We start from the raw sequence: 22,042 nt of genomic DNA on the forward strand, positions 1-22,042 counted from the left end.
TTATTTAAAACTAATTAAGTATTTAGTGTATTTTATCTCAGGATAAGTGAAAGTTTCATCCTCTTCTTGCAGTTTTGGACGTTTGCTTCCTTCAGTTTTCATTTTTTTTCGCACTCCAACCACAAACCTTTCTTCATCGGCCTCTTTGAGAACTCCCGTCAACTTACGCCCATCTTTAGTTAGCACTTCCACATCACTTCCAATATGAATATGATATTGCTGAAGCACTTTAAAGGGTTGCCCTATACCAGCAGATCCCACTTCCAGTTCATAATCAGCTTCTTCACGATTAAGTTTAGATTCTATAAATCGGCTTAGCTCTACACAGTCCTCAATCCAAACTCCTTCCGCATGATCTATCTCAACGACAATTTTGTCATCTGAAGTAACAGTTACTTCTACAAGAAAGTACTCTTTTTCTTCAAGCCATTCTTCAACAATTTGGCAAACAATGCTTTTTTCTATCATGAACTAGTTATATAAATACAAAAAAAGGAGCCAAATCGCCCCTCCACCTCTCATCCGTTTTCGGCGCAAAGATACAAATAATCTATTCGACTACAAAATATTAGCGAAAAAAATCAAGAGATTTATGCTTGAATACTATAGATTAATACGTATTTTTGCCACATTATTTATAAATAACGACTGAAAAAGAAATGAGAAAATGGCGTATTGAAGATTCGGAGGAACTTTACAACATTACAGGTTGGGGAACCTCGTACTTTGGTATTAACGAAAAGGGACACATAGTAGTCACTCCTCGCAAAGATGGAGTTGGAGTTGATTTAAAAGAATTGGTTGATGAATTGCAATTGCGCGATGTAGCTGCTCCCATGCTAATACGCTTCCCCGATATATTGGACAATCGCATCGAGAAAACAGCCCGTTGCTTTGAACAAGCATCCAAAGAATATGGCTACAAGGCTCAGAACTTTATAATTTATCCAATAAAGGTGAATCAAATGCGCCCAGTTGTTGAAGAGATTATCAGCCATGGAAAGAAATTTAATCTAGGTTTAGAAGCTGGTTCAAAGCCTGAACTTCATGCCGTAATAGCTGTTAACACCGATTCTGATTCTCTAATTATCTGTAATGGCTACAAAGATGAAAGTTACATAGAATTGGCGCTTCTTGCACAAAAAATGGGAAAGAGAATCTTTCTTGTTGTTGAGAAGCTTAATGAACTAAAATTAATAGCTAAGATAGCCAAACAATTAAATGTAAAGCCTAATATTGGCATTCGCATCAAATTAGCCTCATCAGGAAGTGGCAAATGGGAAGAATCAGGAGGAGATGCAAGCAAGTTTGGACTAACATCAAGTGAACTACTAGAAGCTCTTGACTTTCTCGAAAAAAAGGAAATGCAAGAATGCCTAAAGCTAATCCACTTCCACATTGGCAGCCAAGTGACGAAAATCCGCCGTATTAAGACAGCATTAAGAGAGGCTTCACAATTTTACGTACAACTCCACGCTATGGGCTTCAATATCGAATTTGTTGATATTGGAGGAGGACTAGGCGTTGATTATGACGGTACTCGTTCGTCGAACAGTGAGAGTAGCGTTAATTACTCTATCCAGGAATATGTGAACGATTCTATCTCTACCCTTGTCGACGTAAGCGACAAAAACGGGATACCACATCCAAACATCATCACCGAGAGTGGGCGAGCACTCACTGCTCATCATTCTGTGCTTATATTTGAAGTATTGGAAACAACGACCTTACCTGAATGGGATGATGATATCGTTGTAACAGAGAAGGATCATGAATTGGTGCAAGACCTATATAGTATCTGGGACACACTAAATCAGAATAAGATGTTGGAAGCATGGCACGATGCACAACAGATACGAGAAGAAGCGCTAGATCTCTTCAGCCACGGCATCGTAGATCTAAAAACACGCGCACAAATAGAACGATTATATTGGTCGATTACCCGAGAAATAAACCAAATAGCCTCAGGATTGAAACATGCTCCAGATGAATTTCGGGGCTTATCTAAGCTACTAGCAGATAAATATTTCTGCAATTTCTCTTTGTTCCAATCCTTGCCGGACTCGTGGGCAATAGATCAAATATTTCCGATAATGCCAATACAACGGTTAGATGAAAAGCCGGATCGTTCTGCAACTCTGCAGGATGTAACATGCGATTCTGACGGGAAAATAGCCAATTTTATTTCTACAAAAAATGCATCTCATTACCTCCCTGTACATAGCCTAAAGAGCAAAGAGGCTTACTATCTAGGGACATTCCTAGTAGGAGCCTATCAAGAAATCCTAGGTGATATGCATAACTTATTTGGCGACACTAATGCAGTGCATGTATCAGTGAATGAAAAAGGCTATAATATAGAACAGATTATTGATGGAGAAACGGTCGCAGAGGTCTTAGATTACGTACAATATAGCCCGAAGAAGCTTGTACGCACATTGGAAACTTGGGTCACAAAATCAGTAAAAGAAGGAAAAATAACGGTGGAAGAAGGAAAGGAATTTCTATCTAACTATCGTTCCGGACTTTACGGATATACTTATTTGGAATAATTTAAAAGCATAAAACAAGAATTTGAAAGATGCATGGCATGCGTTTTGCTACTTTGTAACCAAATTATGAAGATGCAGAACGCATGTTTTTATTAAAATAAAAGCTGAAAAAATGAAGAAAAAGCTTACAGTAATTAAAGTTGGTGGGAAGATTGTAGAGGAAAAATCTTCTTTGAACAGTTTACTGACTGATTTCGCAACAATAGACGGTTGTAAGATACTTGTTCACGGTGGAGGGCGTTCAGCTACCAAGATTGCCGCACAACTAGGAATTGAAAGTAAAATGCTGAACGGCAGACGCATTACTGATGCAGAAACCCTTAAAGTTGTAACAATGGTGTACGGAGGACTTGTGAACAAGAATATTGTGGCTGGCTTACAAAGTAGAGGAATAAATGCCTTGGGCCTCACCGGAGCCGACTTGAATATTATCCAATCGAAAAAACGCCCAGTGAAAGACGTTGACTATGGCTTTGTAGGAGATATAGAGAATGTTAACGTAGCTATACTTACTGAGTTACTAGAGAAAGACATTGTACCCGTTCTAGCACCATTGACTCACGATGGAGAGGGAAATATATTGAATACAAACGCAGATACTATTGCCGGAGAAACAGCGAAAGCCCTTGCCGGGGATTTTGACGTAACTCTAATATATTGCTTTGAAAAGAAAGGAGTGCTTCGTGATGAGACAGATGACAATAGCGTTATCCCTTTTATAAGCCGATCTGATTTTGAAGAACATGTGGCAAGCGGAATAATTCAAGGAGGAATGATACCAAAACTAGAAAATGCCTTCAAAGCTTTAGAAGAAGGAGTTTTAGAAGTTGTTATTACTCTGGCATCCGCCATAAATTCAACTGAAGGAACACGACTTAAAAAATAATTTAAAAAAAGAAGAGTAAGGATGTAACTTTTCAATTACCCACCCGTCATTAATATAGAGATGCAAGAAATTAGCTTCCGAAATGACATACTGCCTTTGAAAGATAAACTCTTTCGGTTAGCTCTCAGAATTACACTCGACAGAGCTGAGGCTGAGGATATCGTACAAGACACGATGATTCGGGTATGGAATAAACGTGAAGAATGGTCTCAGTTTGAATCTATTGAAGCTTACTGCTTGGTGATTACTAAGAACTTAGCTATTGATCGCAGCCAAAAAAAAGAAGCTCAGAACATAGAACTGACTCCCGATTTAGAAAAAGCTTATGATGCATCTGGCCCTTATGACCAATTGGTAAATGAAGAACAAATGAAACTCATTCATCAATTGATTAACGACCTTCCTGAAAAACAGAGGCTGATTATGCAGCTGAGAGACATTGAAGGAGAAACATATAAAGAAATTGCGACTGTGCTAAATTTGACAGAGGAACAAGTTAAAGTAAACCTCTTTAGAGCAAGGCAAAAAGTCAAACAACGGTATACTGAAATAGAAGAATATGGATTATAAATACATAGAACAGCTTTTGGAGCAATATTGGCAATGCGAAACCTCTTTGGAGGAAGAAACCGAATTGCGAGCTTTCTTTATGAAAAATGAAGAAATTCCAGCGCATCTATTACAGTACAAAGATTTATTTGCATATCAACAACTTCAACAAGAAGTTAGACTAGGGAAAGAGTTTGACATGAGAGTTTTGGCAGAGGTAGAACCTCTTATCGTTAAGGCTAAGCGGCTCACCCTCACTACTAGATTTATGCCATTTTTTAAGGCTGCAGCAGTTGTAGCACTAATGTTATCATTAGGTAATGCTGCTCAACAAACCTTTTTTGGCAATGACAAATTAGATTACAACTACGACGCATATACAGATACTTATGATGATCCAGAAGTAGCATATAAGGAAGTATCATCCGCATTAATGATGTTATCAGAAGGGATCAATAAATCACAAGATCAACATTTTGCCGATAGCATAAAAGCTAAGGCTGAAGTGATAAAAGAATGAGAAAAAGAGCTCTTTTAATATCTTTAATGACATTATTGCCTGTCTTAGTATTGGCTCAAGACTTTGCTAGTCGTTTTTTGGAAGAACATAGAACAGATACGAATCTATCTTGTGTTACAATCAGCCCGAAAATGATGGAAGAAATATTAAAAAATGACTCAAAAAAAGACGAAGGCGTTTTGGCGATAATATCAAACCTAAAAAGCATGCAAATGCTTACCTCTAAAGTGAAAGGCAAAGCCTACTATAATGAAGCTTTAAAGGTTGTAAAAAAGAATTCTGATAGATTTGAACCGTTTCTTTCTTTTCGTGATAAGTCAGAGAATTGCCAGATTATGGTAAGAAAGAAAAATGAAGCAATTGTTGAATTAGTTATGCTCATGCACGAAAAAAACCATTTTATGGTGATCAATTTCACTGGTATTATGAGCGCTGAGTTTATTTCAAAATTAGCTAATTCGATGGAATAAAAGCTTTCATTATTTAAAAATGTAATTTTCATTTGCTTTAAATATACAATAGTTAGTACGCTTTATTAAAACAACTTGAAGCTGTGAAGTTTCAATTCTCTTAACTTTTTTGTAAATAACTAAGATAAAAGGGGTTACTACGAGAGGTAGTAACCCTTTTATTACTTTAAAGCCATCCCTAACTAGGTACTCATACACGCTTCTACTAAAGACATTGCCACGTGTGCTATAGTAGTTATAAAAAAAAGAGTATTCATCACGAACACTCCAAATTTTCCTCTGTTACGAGGTTTATTAAATTTAAGAGAGAATTTTATAGTTTATACAATCCCTTTTTGGAAAAATTAATTTTAGGATTCCCTTTATAGCCGACATCGCCACTACCACTTACACTCCCTGTCAGATAATCAGTAGCATAACACGAAACATCACCCGAACCGGCAACCTTTACCAAGACTTTCTGCGCCATTAATCCCGCAGCATTAATGTCACCCGAACCTGAAATACCCAAATCAACTTCCTGGCATTTTCCGCGCAATGTAATATCACCCGAGCCGGCAATTTTCACATTAGTCCGACGAGCGTTTACATCACTCAAATCGATATCGCCTGAACCTTTTACCGACAGTGACAAAAGAGGGGATTCAATTCCTTTGCCTTGAATGTCGCCCGAACCTTGAATAGAGATCGCTAAGTCTTTATGGCTTTTAATCCCATTAACCAACAACACATCTCCTGAGCCCTGAACTGTTAGCCGCTCCAAAGCTGGTCCTGACACCCTGACTTCTAATTTTCCACGATTGCGTATATTTACATTATCTTTAAATTTGATCAGTAAGATCCCACTTTCTATTTTTACTTCTAAGAGACCAACAATGTTATCAGATCCGTACAGTTCTACCGAAGGTTTGCCTGTCGTTTGTTTATAAATAACATCAGGGCTTCCCTGAAGTTTCAAGCTATTGAACAGACCCACTTTAACTCCTTTAGTAACAATATTACCACTTCCCACAATTATCTGGGCCTGCGTACACGATGAAAGAAATAGCAGAAAAGCTAATACTCCGCTAGAATACAACTTGTGTTTCATAATCTTCATTTATTTAGAATGCTTTTATTGTACCAATGCCACCTTTACTGAAATTCTTCTCTTTAGGCATACCCTTATAATTGATGCTACCAACTCCTTTAACCGAAGCGGACAATGACTCTGTTGCATAACAGGAAATATTACCAACTCCTTGAGAAGAAGCTTCCACGGAATGTGCTTTTAAGTCCACCGCCTCTATATCCCCCACCCCTTTAGAGCTGAAAATCGCGTCTTTTGCTAAACCTTTCAGCTCCACATTGCCAACACCCATTGAACTAACTTTCAATGTTGTACATTCCAAGGCATTCACCTTAACATTGCCAACTCCCTTACTTTCGATTTCCAGATCGGACGTTACAAGACTATCCTCAATGGAAACATCACCAACACCTTTAAAATAAAGCCCAACCAAAACAGGAGAACTGATTGTAATCTTCATTTTTTTCAAGTTCCTTATTTTTTTATGCTTTTCTGTATTCAGAATCAAAGTGTTATCCTTCACCTCAACCTGCATGAGAGCTATAATGTTATCAGGACCGTAAATTTGTACAGAGGTCGATCCGTCTGTAGACTGAGTAAAAAACACGTCACCTACCGTACTGACATCAATCTTTCTAAACTCTTTTACTTTATACTTTCTGGTTATATAATTCTTACTAGGTTTTATACTATCACCTAAAATGGTGCAGCCAGTGAGTAAGCCGATTAGAAGAAGCGTTACCGAAAAAAGTTTTATACCTGTTCTCATGATCATCCTTATTAGTTCATTTTAATATTAGACGTAAGCACCACGTAAAAAGTTGCACTACCCACAACATTTATTTTGAACTGAATGAATAGTTCCTTTGTTGATTCAAAATATTATGCATTAATTTGCAACGATTCTACTATAGATCTTTCGAATAGGTATACCCACAATAGAAGCTGATAAAATTGGATAAAGAAATAGAAGACAAAGAGCTAGGCCGCCTAAAGATACGCGTAAACCCACGTGCCAAGCGATTAATTTTTCGCACGAAGAATGATGAGATTACCGTTACAGTACCTCCTCAAACCTCTCAAAAAGAGATTGAAGCTGCTATTGAACAATTACGTGTCAAATTATTGGCCTCCAAGAGAAAAAGCTCTAACTCTTTCATTAACCTTGACTATAAAATAGACACTGAGTATTTCAAATTATCATTGGAAAGAGGTGATCGCGAGCAATTTCTTGCTCACTCAGAATTGGGAAAGATGCAAATTATTTGCCCGCCAAGTGCAAATTTCGCAGATGAAAAACTACAAATTTGGTTGCGTAAAGTAATAGAGGAAGCACTACGCAGAAATGCCAAGATCATTCTTCCCCCTCGGATTCAGATGCTTGCCGAACGAAGTAAATTACATTATGAAAGCGTGAAGATCAATTCCAGTCGTGGTCGTTGGGGAAGTTGTTCCGCCCAGAAAAACATCAATCTCTCTTTCTTTTTAGTCCTTTTACCAGAGTATTTGATAGACTATGTACTTTTACATGAACTTTGCCACACACGAGAAATGAATCACGGTGATCGATTTTGGGATTTACTCAACAACCTAACCAATGGAAAGGCATTTAGTCTACGAGAAGAGCTTAAGAAGTATAAAACAGAGGTTTAAATTACTCTTGCGCCAATTGCTTTATGGTATCATTCTCCTTTTCAAAGCGATATTTCCCACCTTTTTCGCTTAAATCGAAGGTCGAAACCTTCTCAGTTCGATTATCCACAATCATCAACGCACTCTGTTGGGCAAAACGCTTTATTTCGACCAATGTAGGCTCCGTCTTAACTAAACGATTCATTACAAGACTATCATTTACAAACAACGAAAGCGAATCACCTACAAACCCTTTTTCCAGACTAACAACATATGTCTCTATATAGTTCCGTTCAGTCTTCTTATCTTGTTGCATTTTCATACTAATATAGACAAAAAGAGCAACAACAATGATAACCGCAAACGCCAGTAGACCGTTGCCTACCATAAACTGTTTGTTCGTATTTAAATGATGTGTCATCAATAAATAGTTTAAAGCATTTATATTAAAATGAGAAGTGGAGTAATTTTTCCAGATGTAATACAGAACTCTCTATTTGCTTGCTATTTTCGAGCTCATCAGCATTAAAAACATACTGCGCCTGCGTATAAAACGGAGCCCGCTTCTCTAGCGCCTCAGTAATAAAAAGAATAAGTTCTTGATCCTTCTTCCCTTGTAATATAGGTCGTTGCTGCTTAGCCACTCGTAGTCGATGAAATAGAACATCGGGGTTCACATTTAAAAAAACCGTTTGGCCGCATCCATTCATGAATTCCATATTATCAAAGAAACAAGGAGTTCCACCACCTGTAGAGATCACTACATTTTCAAATGCAGCAACCTCATGTAACATATTTCTTTCCAGTTCTCGAAAGCCGGTTTCGCTATACTCAACGAATAACTCCTGCACCGTTTTGTGAAAATGCCCTTCAAGATACCAATCAAGATCGATAAAAGACAAATTATTCTTCCGGGCAAAAGCTTTTCCTAAGGTTGTTTTCCCTGCTCCCATATAGCCGGTCAAAAAAATCCGAATCATAATGTTGCGTTGCTATTAGTTCTTAGCAAAGATAATCAATTTGATTATACAGCAAACCAAGTTTGCAAAGAAAATAAGAGAAAACACAATGTACAGAAGCATTACACAACCTTAGTAAAAACAAATCAAACAGTTACTTAAAGACTTTCACTCTTTCTTTCAAGTCTTGAAATTCTTTGCTGCCAGGCTCTGCAGTAGGAGTACCAAAGGGCATTTCAGCAACCAATTTCCATGAAATCGGCAAATCCCAAGTAGTCCTTACTTCATCATCAATCAATGGATTGTAATGTTGTAAAGTTGCTCCTAATCCTGCATCTTCAAGCATTGTCCAAATAGCCAACTGATGCATTGCAGATGTATGCATAGACCATATCGGAAAATTATCAGCATAGCTAGGAAAAGCATTTTGCAGTCCCTCAATCACCGTTTGATCTTCAAAAAATAAAACCGTTCCATGACCACTGGCAAAGCAACCGTCTATTTTAGCTTCTGTTTGCACAAATGCTTCAGCCGATATCATCTTCTTCAATGTTTCTTTCACTATATTCCACAATTTCAGATGGTGCTCCCCCAAAAGTAACACCGCACGAGTAGACTGCGAGTTAAAAGAGGAAGGAACATGGGTCACTGCCGTATTAACGATTTGTTCAATTTCCAAATCAGAAATAGGAGATTCATTATTTATCGAATAATAGCTCCTTCTATGCTTCAAAGCTTCTTCAAAAGATCTTTTCATATACCAATCCTCCATTTTAATTAATTATTTTATTGTGGTATAACAACCGAATTAACTAACTTGTTCGAAAATAAAAAATAGTCGTACCTTTGCTTCGGCAATTAAAATAAGTAGTCGATAGAAAAGATGGCAAAGCAAAAATTTTATGTGGTTTGGGACGGTGTAACTCCGGGTATTTATACCAGTTGGAATGATTGTTTGCTCCAAACCAAAGGATACGAAAGTGCCAAATATAAGTCATTTGACACACGAGAAGAAGCCGAACAAGCTTTTGCCTCATCTCCTTATGCGTATATAGGCAAAAAGGCCAAAGCGACTATCTCCAAACCTAAAGCTTTCTCGGAAGCCATCATTGAAAATAGCTTAGCTGTAGATGCTGCATGTAGCGGCAATCCAGGGCCGATGGAATATAGAGGTGTGCATGTAGCCAGCAGACAGGAAATATTTCGTTTCGGGCCCATGAGAGGAACAAACAATATTGGAGAATTTTTGGCACTAGTTCATGGATTGGCCATTCTAAAACAAAAAGGGTTCGACATGCCTATCTATAGCGATAGCGTCAATGCCATTAGTTGGGTGAAGCAAAAGAAATGTAAGACCAAACTTCCCCGTACGCCAGAGACCGAAACACTCTTCCAGGTCATTGAGCGTGCTGAGAAATGGTTGAAAGAAAACAAATATACCACCTCGATATTAAAATGGGAAACAAAAATATGGGGTGAGATACCTGCTGATTTTGGGAGAAAGTGATTATAAGCTCTGCATATCATGCAATCGTTTATAATATCCATTCAGAGACAACAACTCTTGATGCTTTCCTCGTTCTACAATCTCTCCTTCGTAAAGCACACAGATCTCATCAGCATTCTTAATGGTCGAAAGCCTATGAGCAATCGCGATAGTAGTACGCGTCTGCATCAGCCTCTCCAGAGCTTCTTGCACAGAACGTTCAGATTCTGTATCCAAAGCCGAAGTAGCTTCATCTAAAATCAAAAGAGGAGGATTCTTTAATATAGCGCGAGCAATGCTGATACGTTGCCTTTGACCTCCGGACAGCTTACCACCTCGATCTCCAATATTAGTATTATAGCCATCTTCCTTCTCCATGATAAAGTCGTGAGCATTTGCAATCTTCGCTGCCTCAACCACTTGTTCCATCGTTGCATTCTCTACACCAAAAGCAATATTATTAAAGAAAGTATCATTAAACAAGATAGCATCTTGATTCACATTTCCTATAAGGCCACGTAAATCAGAGATGCGAACATCTTTGATGCTTACGCCATCAATCTTAATGTCCCCCTGTTGCACATCATGATAACGCGGTAGAAGATCAACCAATGTAGATTTACCCGATCCTGATTGTCCAACCAGTGCAACAGTCGTTCCTTTCGGTACTGTCAAGCTAACATTTCTAAGTACATCCTTTCTGGTATCATAACTGAAAGAAATGTTATCAAATTCAACAGCCTCCTTAAGTCCTTTCAAAGGTTTTGGATTAGCGATCTCTAGTATCTTATTCTCTGCTTTCAGAATCTTATCAACACGCTCCATAGAGGCCAGTCCCTTTGGAATGTTGTAGCCCGCTTTAGAGAATTCTTTCAATGGATTAATGACGCTATACAGAATTACCATATAAAAGATAAAAGTAGGTGCTTCGATAGATGAGTTATGTCCTAATATCAACGAGCCACCAAACCACAACACCACTACAATAAGCAGCGTTCCCAGAAATTCACTCATCGGGTGTGCCAAAGCCTGTCTCATCGCAACCTTGTTCGTTGCATCCCTGTATTCATTACTGCATGTCGTAAAGCGATCAACCATTTTCTTTTCAGCAACAAAGGCTTTTATGATACGCAAGCCACCCAAAGTTTCTTCAAGCTGAGACATTGTATCACTCCATTTAGCCTGAGCTTCAAGAGATTGGCGTTTTAGCTTTTTCCCGACTGTTCCCATGGCCCAAGCCATCCCAGGTAATACAATCAAGGTAAACAGAGTTAGTTGCCAACTCGTTACCAGCAAAGTAGCGAAATACATCACAATCAGTATAGGGTTTTTTATCAACATATCCAGTGAACTCGTAATAGAGTTTTCCACCTCACCGACATCCCCACTCATACGAGCAATAATATCCCCTTTGCGTTCTTCTGAGAAGAAGCCTAACGGAAGAGACATTACTTTAGTATAAACCATAATACGTATATCTCTAACCACTCCCGTTCGCAACGGAATCATGACAGCAGAAGAAGCAAAATAGCAAGAAGTCTTCAACATCGTCATAAAAGCCAAAAAGAGTCCAAGGAATAACAACGTAAGAGATCCTCCATTAGTAGCAATCATCTCAGTAACATAATAGTAGAAGTTATTCACCGCTACCTCTTTTAACCCTCCGGCAGCATCCCAAGGCATAAATTCATAAACCTTATTGTCCATCTTAAAGAGTATCTGTAGAATGGGAATCAGCAAAGTAAATGAAAAAACATTGAATACAGCAGACAGTAGATTTAAAAGTACGGCCCAAACCAAGTACTTTTTATAAGGCGATAAAAACCGCTTCATGAGTTGAAAAAATTCCTTCATTGCTTGTTGTTAGTTAGAATAATTAGCATGCAAAGATAGGATATTTTTTTTGAGTGAACGGCTGATTCATATTAAATAGTACTTCATTACACCTGAACCAAGAATGATCAAACAAGGCATTGACGAATTTGCAGTTGCAAAAAGGCATGTATACAAGACGGCAGTGGCTAATTTTCTTATCTTATTTCTCCTCACATCTAAGGTTCTTTTCGTAATAATTTCCTCCAAACATGCTAGAAATGTGTATACTCTCAGGTCATGTCTACGCAAAAGTACGTAAATCACTGATTATCAAGCATAGCATGTCTACGCATAAGTTGTGAAATTACAATGAAAAATCACGATGCATTTATAACTTTGGCATAAACTCAAACTTTATAAAATCATGAAAAAGAATTCTTTAGTTTTTATGCTATTCTTGGCCTTAGGCCTAGGTAGCTGTGACAACGACCTTGTCTCCGTGGGAGATAATAGTGACGAACAAGAAAGTAAAGCCACCACAAGGAGTGCAGGTGATGCCATTTATGACGTTTTAGGTTATGGCTATGATGTAACGGGAGAATATTTGCATCCTTTGTCCGTTCGGAACCCCGTCTTGGACATCGAGAAATACAAAAAAGATCTTGGAAACCGTATAGTTACCGGCACCGCATCATTTGGCTATGATAAAATGTATTCCGGCTACTCGTCTTTAGATTATCTTAAAGAGATCACGAATGAGACTAAAGTCGATGCAAACATGAGCATTGAAGCAAAAAGTGGTGCAAAATTCTCCGGTACAATCAGTTCAAATAGCTATTTCAAATCAACATATTCTTATTCCTCTAAGTATTCATTTGCAAGCTTAGATGCCATCAGAAACATCAAGTACATACGCATAAACGATGAAATCAGCCGTATTTCACAATATTTATCCGATGAATTCATAGAAGATTTGAATCGACTTTCCGCAGATAGATTAGTCGAAAGATATGGTACCCATGTCTTGACCGATATTACTATCGGAGGACGTTATAAGGTAATGTTCAGATCCGTTATCACAAATACCACAGATAGTTCAATCAAAAAAAGAACCGTAAAGGCAGGATTCACGGCTGCATTGAAGAAAATAGGATTTGGTGCTAACTTGGAACACGCAACCCAGACAGAGGAAACCTTAATTAAGAATAATCAAAATAAAGAGCTTTATGTCTTGTTTTATGGTGGTAATGGCACAAATATGAAATACGACTTAGAAAAAGGTATGCCCACAACTGTTGATATAAAAGGTTGGGAAGACGCAATAAAACTACAAAATGCCAACCTGACTAACATCAAATGGGAAGAGACTTATCCTATTTATGATTTTATTACAGATCCAGCTAAAAAAGCAGAAGTAAAAGCTGCAGTGGAGAGACACATAGAAGCATCTCAGATTAATGTTCTTGATTTAATACCTTTATATACATATTATCATGACGAAGGAGGCGACCATGACGGCACGACAGATCCATCTGTTGTGGAAAACTACGTAGGCTGGAAACTTTTATGCATAGAAGGGTATATTCTAAAAAACAAGATAAAAGGAACAGTGCCCTTATATGAATATTATAACGCTGGTGCTGGAGATCATTATACCACCATAATCTCTGATATTGATCGATTCTATCCTCCATATGTGAAACAGCCTATAGCTATAACTGGCTATGTGTATAAGGATTCAAATTTTGGAACAGTTCCCTTATACGAATATTATAACGCTGATGGTGAAGATCATTATACATCCACAATACCTGATATTCCTGAAAAGTTCGTAGGATGGAAAAGGTTGACTCCTAATATTGGTGGATATATATATCCGAAAGATTAAATCGGTATAGATAAAAAAACAAGAATAGAGAAGAGGCACACCTACAGCCGCTTGCTCTATTCTTAATAAATCGCTTTATATTTTGGAATTCCACAATATTGGAAATAAATTATTTTCATAGCACTTCAAAAAAAACAACCAGAAGAGTTAAGCTTTCAATATTGTATTTAAAATATAGTTAGCGACTACTATTGGACTCCATTTCCTTTCGAACGAATCAATAATTGACTTCTTATTGATAGTTGGCAGTTTCTTCAGATCCTCTTCAAATGCACTCCAATCTATATCATTGTTCAATTTATAACCCATCTCAACCGTTTCTATAACTTCTTCTTCAAAAGGCAAATACCATCTAACAAAAAGTTTATCAGTCAAAATCGCTGTTCCTACGATAAAACTTTCAATAAATCTATTTGGAATACTCATTCTATAACCTGAAATATTTAGGTTGTATTGAAAATGTGAGATATGCTCACAAAACTTATCTAGAGGAACAACGATGTCATCGTTTTTTATTACCTCCTTTGAATCTGCGAAATTTTCACTAATTACACGCGCGTCATTTTCTTCACTTACACGATTTAATATTTGACTGGCCTTAGACCTCTTTTCATTTGGGTGTTCAATCTTACCTACGAAATATCCCATTATGTCAGATTCACTATTAGCGTCTATCTTATTAGCGCATTCTGAAGGTTCGGGGCCTAATGCATTTCCAAAATAGCTCATTACCTTTTTTGAAGGCTCACTACATCGAGATTCTATATAATTGTCATATCCATGCCTTAATGCCTTATAGCTGTTTTTCATTTCGGCTAATTGTCTACAGCCCACCATCAAAGGGCTTACTTTGGATAAATTATCAAACAGATTAGTGCATCTTTTTTGCTTAACAAAACTGTTTTCATTAACGTCACATGAATATGAATAATCCGAATAAGGTATTGAAACATCAGATGTCAATGAAAACCCATTTGCATCAAAAATCTTGGGACATTGCATTTTAAAGTAAACACTCACTTGATCTAAAGCTTCCGAATCGAACAGAAATGGTGCGTCGGCATTATCAATACAAAAATACTTTTTAACCCCATTATCCTTTATGTATCCATAAAGATTCATGTCAACTTTATATTTAAAAAGTTTACGTAAGCCGGATATGACTTTTTTGTTGTTTATTTTTGTAGATACGTTTGTTATCCAATCGGTCTTAAATTTCAATTTAATTTTGCCGGCTCTTTCCAATTCATAGAATCCAAGCAAAAACCATTGAAAATATGTCCAGTTAGTAAATTTAGTTATTACTACCGTAGGCCTATTTTGCATCATAATTGCACTAATCTTTCAAAATCAATATAACTTGTTACTTGGAAAGGACGGAATATCAGCTTATCAAGCAGCATTGCATAAACAATGTGCGACAAATATAAGCCCTTGCCTACTGAAAGCCTCTCGAAATATTTTAAAAAAACAGAAGCATCCTCAAAACAATATCCACCGGCATTGAAGTAATGGCTAATAATCTTCTTCTCAATGATGTTTGTTACATAGAACATGTCATCAACGGCCACATAACTTTTGTTCTGCGGGTTGACCAACTCTAGTTTCTCCAAGGGATATATTGCCACACCATTCTGAGACAAAATCTCTCCTGCGAAATAACAATCTGCGTCCTTCACAAATATTGATCCCGAGATATTCATCAGTATTACAGTCTGATAAATAGTCTCCGGCTGTGAGCGCGTAGGCTTATCAAGCACTACGACACGAGCCTTATCCAATCCCAAACGACGAAACTGAAGATTCAGTAGTTCACATAGGCAATAACGCTCGTCATGACTACGAAGTATCGTGAAATAAATGGCATCAAACTGCGTCAAATCCAATCCCATAATTGCTTTGACACAAAGCAAAACACCTTCTTTGTTAAGTGCGAACATAGGTGGCAGCTGTGAAGCATATTCCTGCTTTTCGGCTGCTATGGGTACTATCAAGCTAAAACTCATTGAGAATAGATTTAATTACGTTTTTCAAATAACTTATGATTTTCTCCTCATGGGCATATTGCAATATGCGCCAGAAGTTCATTAACTGGAATATCTTGTAATACTCACGATACCAATCATACCGAGAAAAATACCGGTCAATCTCATTGTCAATCTTTCTTGATATGACATGAAGACGTATTTTATCAAACTCATGAATATACATCAATTGTGACCAGAGATAAGCGGAATCCTGACGAATCTTTACAATGTCAAGTAATGGCGACTCTACAAATGAATCTAGAAAGTCAATCAGATAGTAGTTATTACCATTAAAAAGAATGTTGGAAAAAGTAAGATCACCGTGGCAGATACCCAAAGGGATATATATAATTGTATTGATAGTATTAAAGATGGTCTTCGTCCTCTCAAGAAGGCTCTTAATATCCTCATCGTCTCTCAACAAAGCGTTTGCCAACACTTTATCACACACATCATCAAACTTATCTGCGACAATCTCACTATTCAATTCACCAATTGGAGACTCCTTCAACTCCTTTTCAAGGAAGAGCAAGAGAGCCTTGACAAGATAGGATATTTGCTCAAACCCTGCCAATTCAAAGTATTCAATAAAGTTCTTGGAGTAGACGTATTCCATTTTTACATTCACCATCTCTGATGTATGTGAAACATCGAATATATGCGGTACACGGATGTGCTGATACTCAAACTTGGCCGCTTGTTGTTGCTTTTCCGCTTGCATCAAAAGGCGAACAAGATATTTTGGGTCACGCGAGCTTTTATAGACAAAAAGTTCGTTCGCCTCACGAACGATATTTATCTGACAGCCAGAATGGCCCTTAACTTCAATTTCCATAAAAATGACTATTAATTGCCACATAGTTAACTCCGGCACGCTGTGCAGCCTCAATACCAACAAACGAGTCCTCGAAAACAAGTGCGTTTTGAGGTTCGCATTCAAAATGTTTCAGTACATTCAAGTAAATCTCCGGCGATGGTTTTCCTTCATTTACATCTTCGCCGCCTAATATCAAGTCGAATGATTCTAATAGATGCAGGTATTCCAACGCATTCGTCAAGTTCTTGCGACGTGCGGTGGATGCGATAGCGGTCTTTCCACCACTACACTTAAATGATTTAATAAACCCATAAAGAGGTTCATTGAGTTGTAACTCGCTAAAAAATTCATGATAAAACCGCGCTTTCTTCTCTCGAATTGAGTCGACGATAGTTTTATTTTTAATCTCCATTACCTCCATGAATCGCTCAAAACGGTATCCAAAGCACTTGTAATAAGCTTCTTCCGTAAGGGATAATCCACACTCGTTGAAAGCTTTCTGATAAGCTAGGTAGTTGGCTCGAAAAGTTTTCACCAACGTACCATCAAAATCAGTTATAAGTAGTTTGATATTCTGTCCTCGCATCATGATTATAAGTATATTTTCAATTCCTCGGGAGTGCCATAAGAATAATATTCCTCTATCTGTGCCATGCGCACTGTCTCATGATTCTCTAACAGATAGTTATAAAGCAAAGACACATAAAACTCAGGCTTCGTAAATGCCGGATCATTAAGCAAACGATGAGCTGCCTTAAGGAAACCTTTGGCTGTCGAGAAAAAGTAAGCGCCACAAAGCGCATGATTGGAAATCACCTCTTTCTCTGCAGTACGAATTACCACGTTGTTATCATCCACCTCAGCGTAACTATACTTTGGCAAATTTGATGTAAAAGAGACAAGTAAACCTCCATTAACCTGTTCAACAGGTTTAGAAAGTATTTCTCTAACCTGTTTGGTGAATTCCTTGCTGCGGAACTCCAAATCACAGTCCATGACGATGATTGAGTCGTCAGAGCAGATAACTGATTCTGCCATCAAACAAGTTTCAACAGCTCCACGAGTTGTTTTTAGAACAGAAAAAATATTTGCATCAGACAATACTTCCTTAATCTGTTTGTCTATGGCATACTTGTCGATATGTTCTTGGCGAACAATGAATGAATACTTCATTGATATCCCCTCTGCCGCTACGCTACTGATAGCATGCTTGAAGAGTGGTACACCATTTAAATCTATCAACGGTTTTGGAATTATCCAGCCTTCTTTCAAAAAGCGAGAACCCTCTCCTGCCATAGGCATTATTATGTGTAAATGTCTCATCTATATTCAATTTATGAATAATAACGAATTTGATCAATATCTTGAGATAAAAAAATGCTGATTAAATCAGCGGCAAAGATAAACAAATGACCTGAAAACTTTATGCTTGAAGTGCTACTTTTATATTTGAAAAGGCTCGATATCCTCCAACTGAATCGCTACATGAGCAATAATTATGTGATTGCTCAAAAAGGTCTTTTTTCTAGAGAGTTTATCCCTTAATGCCTTGACTGTTTACCAGATGTTTCTTTACCGTTCCTCTTAGTATTCATTTAGAACAGCATACTTTTAAAACAGCATCCGCTATTAATGATATCTAAATTAAATCGTATATTTGTCGCATAACCTCTTCTACTCGGAAAGATTCAGCGCGATTTAAAGACAGATTCTGGTATTTCGACATTAAATCAGTATCATCAATCAAAGCCTTAATCCCATCAAAAATAGATTGATCATCTTGCTCGGTCAACACCCCAAATTGTCCACCATCCAATAATTCAATTGCTCCGGCAGTTTTGGTCGCCACAATAGGAATGCCTAAAGCAAAAGCTTCACAAATAACCAAAGAAAAGCCTTCAGCCAAAGATGTGCTAACAAGTATATCAGATGCTTTTAAGTATGGATATGGTGGCCTCTTAAAACCTAAAAAAAGAAAATCTTCCTGCAAACCAAGTTTATTTCTAAGCTCAACGAGCTCTTTCTCTTTACTTCCCGTACCTATGATTTGGAATAATAATGAATATCCATCATCCTTAAATTTCTTTGCTACTCTAATAAGGCGATCAAAACCTTTCACTTCAGATAAGCTACCGATAGCTGTGATTGTCATGCTATTATGAGGGAGTACCAATTCTCCCGCTAATTGCCTAATTTCATCAACATCAATTACATTATAGACACACCGTTGGGGGGTATCAATCTGATATAAATTGGCAAAATTTTCCATTGCATTGCGAGAAACAAAAACAATTTCATCCATGTTTTTATAGCAATTCAGCTCTTGTTCTCTATTATTAAAAGCAGATGGGATAGTCCAATGAAAGTTAAATAAGTCGCAATGTATCCACGATATGTTCTTATCAGCTCTCGTTCTTATAAAATTGTGAAAAAGTAACGAACGCCCTTCAAGAAAAGAAATAATAACGTCATAATGCCGCTTTGTTTTCTTTCTAATCTGAAATGCCAAAAACCAAGAAATGTTATGTTTCTTATAGTACCTATTTGATTTCCGATAATAGGAGTTTTCCTTTTTATACAAGTATACTATTTTAACGCCTTTTGGAATCTCACCAAAATAAATACCTGAATTAAAAACAATGCACAAAGTAAGCTTATAACGGGTGTAATCAAACTGTTTAAGCAATTGAATTAGCGATTTTTCGGCTCCTCCGCCTTCCAATGTCTCTATTATAAACAAAACATCCTTCATTCTTAAAGATAAATAATTAATATTTAGAATATTTCATATATTCACCATTTTCCCCTTTTTAAATAAAAACGTACAAAGTAATATAGAGGCCAAAAATAAACGATTTTCCTTAAACGCTTATAATATTTGGAATCTAATTCAGCTTTATCAATCGACAACAAGCTTTTAAACTTTATCCTCATATCTTTAATAGGTTCACTGAAATGTTTTGGCCGAATCATTTCCATCACTTCTTTAAAATGATAATAACAGTTCTGAACCAACTTTGTATTTATCTCAAAACACTCCCCCTCAAACAATGATTGTTTTTTCACAAACTCAAGACGGCTAAAGTTAGCAAGAAAGAAATGATAATGTTTCACAGCATCAAAGCTGTGGCAAATACTCCCTTCGCGTTGAATATAATGGTAAAAAGATTTATCAACCCAGACTATTCTATCACACATAACCATCCAGTTATGAACAGTACTATGGTCCTCAAAGAAAAAGCCTTCGGGAAAACGTAGATTAGAGAATAGTTGTTTATCATATAACTTAGTACAAGAAGAACTGCTAATTTTTTCAAGCATCATATCTCTTAATACTTCTCGTGCTGTCCGTACATAAATTTCGCCAGAATCAGAAAGAGATGGCAAATCAGAGCAACTATCATCAAGCTCATAGCTTAAGTTACAATAAGCCATCCGTGCCTGATTTTGTACTAAGGCACTCAACAAAACAGAGTACATTTCAGAATCAACATAATCATCACTATCGACGAAACCAACATAAGGAGCCGAAGCAATCTCTAAGCCAGCATTTCGAGCAACAGATAAACCCGAAACTAAAAGATGAAGAACTTTTATTCTAGAATCAAGTTTTGAATATTCATCACAGATTTCGGAGGAAGCATCACTAGAGAGATTATCTACCAATATTATTTCAATATCCTGTAAAGATTGGTTACGTATCGAATCCACACATTTTCTAAGATATTGTGCTGTATTATGTACTGGAATAATAACACTTATCAAATAATCCTGTTTCATAACTAATAATATCAATTTTCTACCGCTTTCTTTGTTTCCTCTAAATACTGACTTCCCCATTTAGCATCGGGCTCCAGATGATTGCCTTCTGCCCATTCATTCCAAGCATTTATGAAAACAAAATTTTCTTGTTCACTGAAAGGTTTGAACTTTCTCATAACAGAAGACAGCCAATTACCATATTTTTCAGGAGTACTATCACTTAATATAAACATTTTTTGTATTCTCCTTGATGTATTATCCCACATTGGAGTCACACACGGATATAATCTATAATTAGGAGTAGGAAGTTTACTCGTATACTCTACATAGGCAGCATAATCAACCTTCCTTTTCTTACATCGGTTAAAAAAATGCCTATTTAAATTATAAATAAATTTACAAATTGGACTCTTTGCTTTTATAAAGGTTTTCATGTATGGAGTAAAAGGTTGAAATTCAATTGCAGCATCAAAACCATCCTGAAGATATTTTTCACCTGCAGAATTAAAGCTTTCTACTCGGCATAAATACAATTCGACCCCTTGCTTCATTGCTTCTTCTCTCCAGATATGAATAGTTCTACCCATATCAGGCAATAAGTTGGAACGATAAACACAAAAGACCGGTTTGCCATCAACCTTTATATATCGGGGATCCAAAAACACATTATCTAATAAATATTGAATATGCTTCCGATCATCATCTTCATTATAAATTTGTTTTATTAAAACATCTTTTTGTTCTCCATCCCAAGCTCGAGTCCAATTTTCATTAGCCCAACATAGCATAAATGGAAAATCAGGCTTACCCAAAGACAAGACCTCTTCTAAAGGACGCTGCATGAGTTGATGTCCGTTAAACCAATAATGATAATAACAAAATCCGTCTATCCCGTATTTCTTAGCCATCTCTGCCTGTTGCTCACGAACTTCAGGAACACGCAAATCATAGAACCCTAAATCTGCTGGCAAATGTGGTTGATAATGCCCCTTAAAAAGAGGCCTAGCTTTTGCCACATTTGTCCATTCTGTGAATCCTTTTCCCCACCATTCATCATTTTCAGGAAACGGATGATATTGTGGCAAATAAAATGCTATCACTCTTTTCTTTTTCATTTTTGCGAGAATTTCATTCAATTTATGTCACATTCGATCCCTTGGAATAGTTAAAATCCAAGGAAAAACATAACTCATTTTTTTATTAAATCGCTCTATCCAATATGACCTGACATCCCCCTTTAAAGATGTTTTCAGCCCTTCATATAGTTTTTTTTTGATATTACTATCTCCATCTATTCGCTTTATTTTTTTATAAAAAATTCCACGCCTCAATATCTTTCTATAACATCCTAAATTGGAATTTCTTTTTTCTATCTGTTTCACAACTTCCATATCCTCAATTAGGTTTTGCCCGAAAATTCGAGCTCTAGCTGTTGTACTTTGCTCATGTTGTCTAAATTGATTTAATTTCTGGTATACTTCAGCAACTTTTCCCTGAGATGCTATCTCTACCCAAAAAAGCCAATCTCCACTGATAATATCATCCCCGTGGTACCGTCCATAGCGGTGTTCTGGTACCCCAATTTATCGTGTTGATTGATCTTGTATCAC

The 22,042-nt window shown here is 37.0% G+C and carries 24 protein-coding genes; 8 read left to right on the plus strand and 16 right to left on the minus strand.

Annotation, left to right across the window (positions count from 1 at the left end):
- A complete protein-coding gene (gene rimP, locus BQ5338_RS14175) occupies positions 1 to 468 on the minus strand; it encodes a ribosome assembly cofactor RimP (RefSeq protein WP_071147458.1) in 468 nt (155 codons plus the stop codon).
- A gap of 191 nt (positions 469 to 659) precedes the next feature.
- On the opposite strand from rimP, the gene speA reads away from it, so the two are divergent.
- The 5 genes from speA to BQ5338_RS14200 all read left to right on the plus strand — a co-directional run bounded on the left by speA (position 660) and on the right by BQ5338_RS14200 (position 4,977).
- Entirely contained in the window at positions 660 to 2,552 is a 1,893-nt protein-coding gene (gene speA, locus BQ5338_RS14180; RefSeq protein ID WP_071147459.1) for a biosynthetic arginine decarboxylase, read from the plus strand.
- Positions 2,553 to 2,664: 112 nt separating this feature from the next.
- On the plus strand, positions 2,665 to 3,438 hold the full coding sequence (gene argB, locus BQ5338_RS14185) for an acetylglutamate kinase (protein WP_071147460.1): 774 nt from the start codon (positions 2,665 to 2,667) through the stop codon (positions 3,436 to 3,438).
- 60 nt (positions 3,439 to 3,498) lie between these two features.
- Entirely contained in the window at positions 3,499 to 4,008 is a 510-nt protein-coding gene (locus BQ5338_RS14190) for an RNA polymerase sigma factor (protein ID WP_071147461.1), read from the plus strand.
- Positions 3,998 to 4,507 carry a hypothetical protein gene (locus BQ5338_RS14195; protein WP_071147462.1) on the plus strand — a complete coding sequence of 170 codons (510 nt, stop codon included), beginning with the start codon at positions 3,998 to 4,000 and terminating at the stop codon, positions 4,505 to 4,507. Before BQ5338_RS14190 ends, BQ5338_RS14195 begins: the two co-directional genes overlap by 11 nt.
- 26 nt (positions 4,508 to 4,533) lie before the next feature.
- Positions 4,534 to 4,977, plus strand: a complete 444-nt coding sequence (locus BQ5338_RS14200; protein WP_078063502.1) for a DUF4252 domain-containing protein — start codon at positions 4,534 to 4,536, stop codon at positions 4,975 to 4,977.
- A gap of 313 nt (positions 4,978 to 5,290) precedes the next feature.
- Here BQ5338_RS14200 and BQ5338_RS14205 read toward each other — a convergent pair whose 3' ends face one another.
- Both BQ5338_RS14205 and BQ5338_RS14210 read right to left on the minus strand, forming a co-directional pair.
- Positions 5,291 to 6,067, minus strand: coding sequence for a head GIN domain-containing protein (locus tag BQ5338_RS14205; protein WP_071147899.1), 777 nt, complete (start codon positions 6,065 to 6,067; stop codon positions 5,291 to 5,293).
- 13 nt (positions 6,068 to 6,080) lie between these two features.
- Entirely contained in the window at positions 6,081 to 6,815 is a 735-nt protein-coding gene (locus BQ5338_RS14210) for a head GIN domain-containing protein (protein ID WP_071147900.1), read from the minus strand.
- A gap of 185 nt (positions 6,816 to 7,000) precedes the next feature.
- On the opposite strand from BQ5338_RS14210, the gene BQ5338_RS14215 reads away from it, so the two are divergent.
- Positions 7,001 to 7,699 (plus strand): YgjP family zinc-dependent metalloprotease, encoded by a 699-nt coding sequence (locus BQ5338_RS14215; protein WP_071147464.1) that lies wholly within the window; start codon positions 7,001 to 7,003, stop codon positions 7,697 to 7,699.
- 1 nt (position 7,700) lies between these two features.
- On the opposite strand, the gene BQ5338_RS14220 is transcribed toward BQ5338_RS14215, so the two are convergent.
- From BQ5338_RS14220 to BQ5338_RS14230, 3 genes are all read right to left on the minus strand, one after another.
- Positions 7,701 to 8,099: a hypothetical protein gene (locus BQ5338_RS14220; RefSeq protein ID WP_071147465.1), complete on the minus strand. Its 399-nt coding sequence runs from the start codon at positions 8,097 to 8,099 to the stop codon at positions 7,701 to 7,703.
- 25 nt (positions 8,100 to 8,124) lie between these two features.
- A complete protein-coding gene (locus BQ5338_RS14225; RefSeq protein WP_071147466.1) occupies positions 8,125 to 8,658 on the minus strand; it encodes a shikimate kinase in 534 nt (177 codons plus the stop codon).
- Between the two features lie 133 nt (positions 8,659 to 8,791).
- Positions 8,792 to 9,394 carry a nitroreductase family protein gene (locus tag BQ5338_RS14230; RefSeq protein WP_071147901.1) on the minus strand — a complete coding sequence of 201 codons (603 nt, stop codon included), beginning with the start codon at positions 9,392 to 9,394 and terminating at the stop codon, positions 8,792 to 8,794.
- A 126-nt stretch (positions 9,395 to 9,520) separates the two neighbouring features.
- Here BQ5338_RS14230 and BQ5338_RS14235 point away from each other — a divergent pair, with 126 nt between their 5' ends.
- Complete coding sequence (locus BQ5338_RS14235; RefSeq protein WP_071147467.1) at positions 9,521 to 10,144, plus strand: ribonuclease H1 domain-containing protein; 624 nt, start codon at positions 9,521 to 9,523, stop codon at positions 10,142 to 10,144.
- Here BQ5338_RS14235 and BQ5338_RS14240 read toward each other — a convergent pair whose 3' ends face one another.
- Positions 10,145 to 11,977, minus strand: a complete 1,833-nt coding sequence (locus BQ5338_RS14240) for an ABC transporter ATP-binding protein (protein WP_071147468.1) — start codon at positions 11,975 to 11,977, stop codon at positions 10,145 to 10,147. It lies immediately after the preceding gene.
- Positions 11,978 to 12,362: 385 nt separating this feature from the next.
- On the opposite strand from BQ5338_RS14240, the gene BQ5338_RS14245 reads away from it, so the two are divergent.
- Complete coding sequence (locus tag BQ5338_RS14245) at positions 12,363 to 13,826, plus strand: MAC/perforin domain-containing protein (RefSeq protein WP_071147469.1); 1,464 nt, start codon at positions 12,363 to 12,365, stop codon at positions 13,824 to 13,826.
- 147 nt (positions 13,827 to 13,973) lie between these two features.
- Here BQ5338_RS14245 and BQ5338_RS14250 read toward each other — a convergent pair whose 3' ends face one another.
- The 9 genes from BQ5338_RS14250 to BQ5338_RS16890 all read right to left on the minus strand — a co-directional run bounded on the left by BQ5338_RS14250 (position 13,974) and on the right by BQ5338_RS16890 (position 21,823).
- Positions 13,974 to 15,155, minus strand: coding sequence for a hypothetical protein (locus BQ5338_RS14250; protein WP_139265261.1), 1,182 nt, complete (start codon positions 15,153 to 15,155; stop codon positions 13,974 to 13,976).
- Positions 15,152 to 15,832, minus strand: a complete 681-nt coding sequence (locus BQ5338_RS14255) for a glycosyltransferase family protein (RefSeq protein WP_071147471.1) — start codon at positions 15,830 to 15,832, stop codon at positions 15,152 to 15,154. The genes BQ5338_RS14250 and BQ5338_RS14255 overlap by 4 nt, the downstream gene beginning before the upstream one ends.
- Positions 15,822 to 16,688 carry a phosphotransferase gene (locus BQ5338_RS14260; protein ID WP_071147472.1) on the minus strand — a complete coding sequence of 289 codons (867 nt, stop codon included), beginning with the start codon at positions 16,686 to 16,688 and terminating at the stop codon, positions 15,822 to 15,824. The genes BQ5338_RS14255 and BQ5338_RS14260 overlap by 11 nt, the downstream gene beginning before the upstream one ends.
- Positions 16,678 to 17,259 carry an HAD family hydrolase gene (locus tag BQ5338_RS14265; protein WP_235816431.1) on the minus strand — a complete coding sequence of 194 codons (582 nt, stop codon included), beginning with the start codon at positions 17,257 to 17,259 and terminating at the stop codon, positions 16,678 to 16,680. The genes BQ5338_RS14260 and BQ5338_RS14265 overlap by 11 nt, the downstream gene beginning before the upstream one ends.
- A 2-nt stretch (positions 17,260 to 17,261) precedes the next feature.
- Complete coding sequence (locus tag BQ5338_RS14270; protein ID WP_071147473.1) at positions 17,262 to 17,993, minus strand: glycosyltransferase family 2 protein; 732 nt, start codon at positions 17,991 to 17,993, stop codon at positions 17,262 to 17,264.
- Between the two features lie 316 nt (positions 17,994 to 18,309).
- Positions 18,310 to 18,972, minus strand: coding sequence for a glycosyltransferase (locus BQ5338_RS16885; protein ID WP_159431331.1), 663 nt, complete (start codon positions 18,970 to 18,972; stop codon positions 18,310 to 18,312).
- Between the two features lie 491 nt (positions 18,973 to 19,463).
- Positions 19,464 to 20,450 carry a glycosyltransferase family 2 protein gene (locus BQ5338_RS14280; protein ID WP_071147475.1) on the minus strand — a complete coding sequence of 329 codons (987 nt, stop codon included), beginning with the start codon at positions 20,448 to 20,450 and terminating at the stop codon, positions 19,464 to 19,466.
- A gap of 11 nt (positions 20,451 to 20,461) precedes the next feature.
- Complete coding sequence (locus tag BQ5338_RS14285) at positions 20,462 to 21,547, minus strand: glycosyltransferase WbsX family protein (protein WP_071147476.1); 1,086 nt, start codon at positions 21,545 to 21,547, stop codon at positions 20,462 to 20,464.
- Positions 21,548 to 21,574: 27 nt separating this feature from the next.
- Complete coding sequence (locus tag BQ5338_RS16890) at positions 21,575 to 21,823, minus strand: hypothetical protein (RefSeq protein WP_071147477.1); 249 nt, start codon at positions 21,821 to 21,823, stop codon at positions 21,575 to 21,577.
- Positions 21,824 to 22,042: the final 219 nt, after the last annotated feature.

It is taken from the genome of Bacteroides ihuae, assembly GCF_900104585.1.
GTDB classification, from domain to species: domain Bacteria; phylum Bacteroidota; class Bacteroidia; order Bacteroidales; family Bacteroidaceae; genus Bacteroides; species Bacteroides ihuae.